The 5,361-nt window shown below is 51.4% G+C and carries 2 tRNA genes and 2 rRNA genes; all 4 read right to left on the reverse strand.

What is annotated here, in order from left to right:
* Positions 1-187 precede the first annotated feature (187 nt).
* The 4 genes from NJH59_RS25295 to NJH59_RS25310 all read right to left on the reverse strand — a co-directional run bounded on the left by NJH59_RS25295 (position 188) and on the right by NJH59_RS25310 (position 5,083).
* A 23S ribosomal RNA gene (locus NJH59_RS25295) occupies positions 188-3,078 on the reverse strand.
* Between the two features lie 224 nt (positions 3,079-3,302).
* Positions 3,303-3,378, reverse strand: a tRNA-Ala gene (locus tag NJH59_RS25300).
* 7 nt (positions 3,379-3,385) lie between these two features.
* Positions 3,386-3,462, reverse strand: a tRNA-Ile gene (locus NJH59_RS25305).
* A gap of 84 nt (positions 3,463-3,546) precedes the next feature.
* Positions 3,547-5,083 (reverse strand): 16S ribosomal RNA (locus tag NJH59_RS25310).
* The 16S and 23S rRNA genes sit together here with 2 tRNA genes alongside, the layout of an rRNA operon.
* Between the last annotated feature and the right edge of the window lie 278 nt (positions 5,084-5,361).

Here is a 5,361-nt window from a genome sequence, read left to right on the forward strand (position 1 = left end):
CTGAGTTCGGGATGGGATCAGGTGGTTCCAATGCTCTATGGTCGTCAAGAAATTCTGTTGCCAGAAGGTCTTGTTCAGACACTCCAGCGAATCGGGTATGTGATGTTCGTGAGTTACAAATCTTCGGCTTACTGTGTCTTCACAACACCGCAATCTGGTCGTTCGACGCAAATTGCTTGGGTGTTATATGGTCAAGCCTCACGGGCAATTAGTATTGGTTAGCTCAACGCCTCACAGCGCTTACACACCCAACCTATCAACGTCGTAGTCTTCGACGGCCCTTCAGGGAGCTCAAGGCTCCAGTGAGATCTCATCTTGAGGCAAGTTTCCCGCTTAGATGCTTTCAGCGGTTATCTCTTCCGAACATAGCTACCCGGCAATGCCACTGGCGTGACAACCGGAACACCAGAGGTTCGTCCACTCCGGTCCTCTCGTACTAGGAGCAGCCCCTCTCAAATCTCAAACGTCCACGGCAGATAGGGACCGAACTGTCTCACGACGTTCTAAACCCAGCTCGCGTACCACTTTAAATGGCGAACAGCCATACCCTTGGGACCGGCTTCAGCCCCAGGATGTGATGAGCCGACATCGAGGTGCCAAACACCGCCGTCGATATGAACTCTTGGGCGGTATCAGCCTGTTATCCCCGGAGTACCTTTTATCCGTTGAGCGATGGCCCTTCCATACAGAACCACCGGATCACTAAGACCTACTTTCGTACCTGCTCGACGTGTCTGTCTCGCAGTCAAGCGCGCTTTTGCCTTTATACTCTACGACCGATTTCCGACCGGTCTGAGCGCACCTTCGTACTCCTCCGTTACTCTTTAGGAGGAGACCGCCCCAGTCAAACTACCCACCATACACTGTCCTCGATCCGGATAACGGACCTGAGTTAGAACCTCAAAGTTGCCAGGGTGGTATTTCAAGGATGGCTCCACGCAGACTGGCGTCCACGCTTCAAAGCCTCCCACCTATCCTACACAAGCAAATTCAAAGTCCAGTGCAAAGCTATAGTAAAGGTTCACGGGGTCTTTCCGTCTAGCCGCGGATACACTGCATCTTCACAGCGATTTCAATTTCACTGAGTCTCGGGTGGAGACAGCGCCGCCATCGTTACGCCATTCGTGCAGGTCGGAACTTACCCGACAAGGAATTTCGCTACCTTAGGACCGTTATAGTTACGGCCGCCGTTTACCGGGGCTTCGATCAAGAGCTTCGCGTTAGCTAACCCCATCAATTAACCTTCCGGCACCGGGCAGGCGTCACACCCTATACGTCCACTTTCGTGTTTGCAGAGTGCTGTGTTTTTAATAAACAGTCGCAGCGGCCTGGTATCTTCGACCGGCATGAGCTTACGGAGCAAGTCCTTCACCCTCACCGGCGCACCTTCTCCCGAAGTTACGGTGCCATTTTGCCTAGTTCCTTCACCCGAGTTCTCTCAAGCGCCTTGGTATTCTCTACCCAACCACCTGTGTCGGTTTGGGGTACGGTTCCTGGTTACCTGAAGCTTAGAAGCTTTTCTTGGAAGCATGGCATCAACCACTTCGTCGCCTAATGGCAACTCGTCATCAGCTCTCGGCCTTAAGATCCCGGATTTACCTAAGATCTCAGCCTACCACCTTAAACTTGGACAACCAACGCCAAGCTGGCCTAGCCTTCTCCGTCCCTCCATCGCAATAACCAGAAGTACAGGAATATTAACCTGTTTTCCATCGACTACGCTTTTCAGCCTCGCCTTAGGGACCGACTAACCCTGCGTCGATTAACGTTGCGCAGGAAACCTTGGTCTTTCGGCGTGGGAGTTTTTCACTCCCATTGTCGTTACTCATGTCAGCATTCGCACTTCTGATACCTCCAGCAAGCTTCTCAACTCACCTTCACAGGCTTACAGAACGCTCCTCTACCGCATCACCTAAGTGATACCCGTAGCTTCGGTGTATGGTTTGAGCCCCGTTACATCTTCCGCGCAGGCCGACTCGACTAGTGAGCTATTACGCTTTCTTTAAAGGGTGGCTGCTTCTAAGCCAACCTCCTAGCTGTCTAAGCCTTCCCACATCGTTTCCCACTTAACCATAACTTTGGGACCTTAGCTGACGGTCTGGGTTGTTTCCCTTTTCACGACGGACGTTAGCACCCGCCGTGTGTCTCCCATGCTCGGCACTTGTAGGTATTCGGAGTTTGCATCGGTTTGGTAAGTCGGGATGACCCCCTAGCCGAAACAGTGCTCTACCCCCTACAGTGATACATGAGGCGCTACCTAAATAGCTTTCGAGGAGAACCAGCTATCTCCGAGCTTGATTAGCCTTTCACTCCGATCCACAGGTCATCCGCTAACTTTTCAACGGTAGTCGGTTCGGTCCTCCAGTCAGTGTTACCTAACCTTCAACCTGCCCATGGATAGATCGCCCGGTTTCGGGTCTATACCCAGCGACTAAACGCCCTATTAAGACTCGCTTTCGCTACGCCTCCCCTATTCGGTTAAGCTCGCCACTGAATATAAGTCGCTGACCCATTATACAAAAGGTACGCAGTCACCTAACAAAGTAGGCTCCCACTGCTTGTACGCATACGGTTTCAGGATCTATTTCACTCCCCTCTCCGGGGTTCTTTTCGCCTTTCCCTCACGGTACTGGTTCACTATCGGTCAGTCAGTAGTATTTAGCCTTGGAGGATGGTCCCCCCATATTCAGACAAAGTTTCTCGTGCTCCGTCCTACTCGATTTCATGACTAAGAGATTTTCGCGTACAGGGCTATCACCCACTATGGCCGCACTTTCCAGAGCGTTCCGCTAATCTCAAAGCCACTTAAGGGCTAGTCCCCGTTCGCTCGCCACTACTAAGGGAATCTCGGTTGATTTCTTTTCCTCAGGGTACTTAGATGTTTCAGTTCCCCTGGTTCGCCTCTTGCACCTATGTATTCAGTACAAGATACCTGACTTATGCCAGGTGGGTTCCCCCATTCAGAGATCTCCGGATCAAAGTCTGTTTGCCGACTCCCCGAAGCTTATCGCAGGCTACCACGTCTTTCATCGCCTCTGACTGCCAAGGCATCCACCGTATGCGCTTCTTCACTTGACCATATAACCCCAAGCAATCTGGTTATACTGTGAAGACAACATTCGCCGAAAACTTGTAATTACTCACAAATTTTACCTTAGCCTGAACACACACCAGTGAAAGTGCTGTCCAGTCTATCTTTCTATCACATACCCAAATTTTTAAAGAACGATTCTGATAAAGTTCAGAAATCAATATTCGACGCGAATATTCATTTCTAAGCTTTGACAAACTGGCAAGCGGGGTGGTGGAGCCAAGCGGGATCGAACCGCTGACCTCCTGCGTGCAAGGCAGGCGCTCTCCCAGCTGAGCTATGGCCCCAGCAAATTGGTGGGTCTGGGCAGATTCGAACTGCCGACCTCACCCTTATCAGGGGTGCGCTCTAACCAACTGAGCTACAGACCCAATCGAAGGTTGCTAACCTAATCGTCTTCTTCAATGAATCAAGCAATTCGTGTGGGAGCTTATGAGACAGCTGATGTCGTCGATTAAGGAGGTGATCCAGCCGCAGGTTCCCCTACGGCTACCTTGTTACGACTTCACCCCAGTCATGAATCACACCGTGGTAACCGTCCTCCCGAAGGTTAGACTAGCTACTTCTGGTGCAACCCACTCCCATGGTGTGACGGGCGGTGTGTACAAGGCCCGGGAACGTATTCACCGCGACATTCTGATTCGCGATTACTAGCGATTCCGACTTCACGCAGTCGAGTTGCAGACTGCGATCCGGACTACGATCGGTTTTGTGAGATTAGCTCCACCTCGCGGCTTGGCGACCCTCTGTACCGACCATTGTAGCACGTGTGTAGCCCAGGCCGTAAGGGCCATGATGACTTGACGTCATCCCCACCTTCCTCCGGTTTGTCACCGGCAGTCTCCTTAGAGTGCCCACCATAACGTGCTGGTAACTAAGGACAAGGGTTGCGCTCGTTACGGGACTTAACCCAACATCTCACGACACGAGCTGACGACAGCCATGCAGCACCTGTCTCAATGTTCCCGAAGGCACCAATCCATCTCTGGAAAGTTCATTGGATGTCAAGGCCTGGTAAGGTTCTTCGCGTTGCTTCGAATTAAACCACATGCTCCACCGCTTGTGCGGGCCCCCGTCAATTCATTTGAGTTTTAACCTTGCGGCCGTACTCCCCAGGCGGTCAACTTAATGCGTTAGCTGCGCCACTAAAATCTCAAGGATTCCAACGGCTAGTTGACATCGTTTACGGCGTGGACTACCAGGGTATCTAATCCTGTTTGCTCCCCACGCTTTCGCACCTCAGTGTCAGTATGAGCCCAGGTGGTCGCCTTCGCCACTGGTGTTCCTTCCTATATCTACGCATTTCACCGCTACACAGGAAATTCCACCACCCTCTGCCCTACTCTAGCTCGCCAGTTTTGGATGCAGTTCCCAGGTTGAGCCCGGGGATTTCACATCCAACTTAACGAACCACCTACGCGCGCTTTACGCCCAGTAATTCCGATTAACGCTTGCACCCTCTGTATTACCGCGGCTGCTGGCACAGAGTTAGCCGGTGCTTATTCTGTCGGTAACGTCAAAACAGCAAGGTATTCGCTTACTGCCCTTCCTCCCAACTTAAAGTGCTTTACAATCCGAAGACCTTCTTCACACACGCGGCATGGCTGGATCAGGCTTTCGCCCATTGTCCAATATTCCCCACTGCTGCCTCCCGTAGGAGTCTGGACCGTGTCTCAGTTCCAGTGTGACTGATCATCCTCTCAGACCAGTTACGGATCGTAGCCTTGGTGAGCCATTACCTCACCAACTAGCTAATCCGACCTAGGCTCATCTGATAGCGCAAGGCCCGAAGGTCCCCTGCTTTCTCCCGTAGGACGTATGCGGTATTAGCGTTCCTTTCGAAACGTTGTCCCCCACTACCAGGCAGATTCCTAGGTATTACTCACCCGTCCGCCGCTGAATCGAAGAGCAAGCTCTTCTCATCCGCTCGACTTGCATGTGTTAGGCCTGCCGCCAGCGTTCAATCTGAGCCATGATCAAACTCTTCAGTTCAATACTGCTTGGGTTTTGAGAAAACCCTAAACTTGGCTCAGCATTCTCAAATGACTTACTTTCAAATCTTTCGATTTTCGTGCAGTCACTTGTGATGCTGATAATCTTTCTGACTATCAGTCTGAGCTCACAAGCACCCACACGAATTGCTTGATTCAATTGTTAAAGAGCGGTTGGTCAAGAACTTTTCGTCTCAACCGAGGCGCGCATTCTACGCTTTCCTCAGAGTCTGTCAAGCGTTTATTTTGAAGTTTTTCGTTTCACTTCAAACACTTGAC

The organism is Pseudomonas sp. VE 267-6A (assembly GCF_024126555.1).
In the GTDB taxonomy this organism is placed as follows: Bacteria; Pseudomonadota; Gammaproteobacteria; order Pseudomonadales; family Pseudomonadaceae; genus Aquipseudomonas; species Aquipseudomonas palmensis.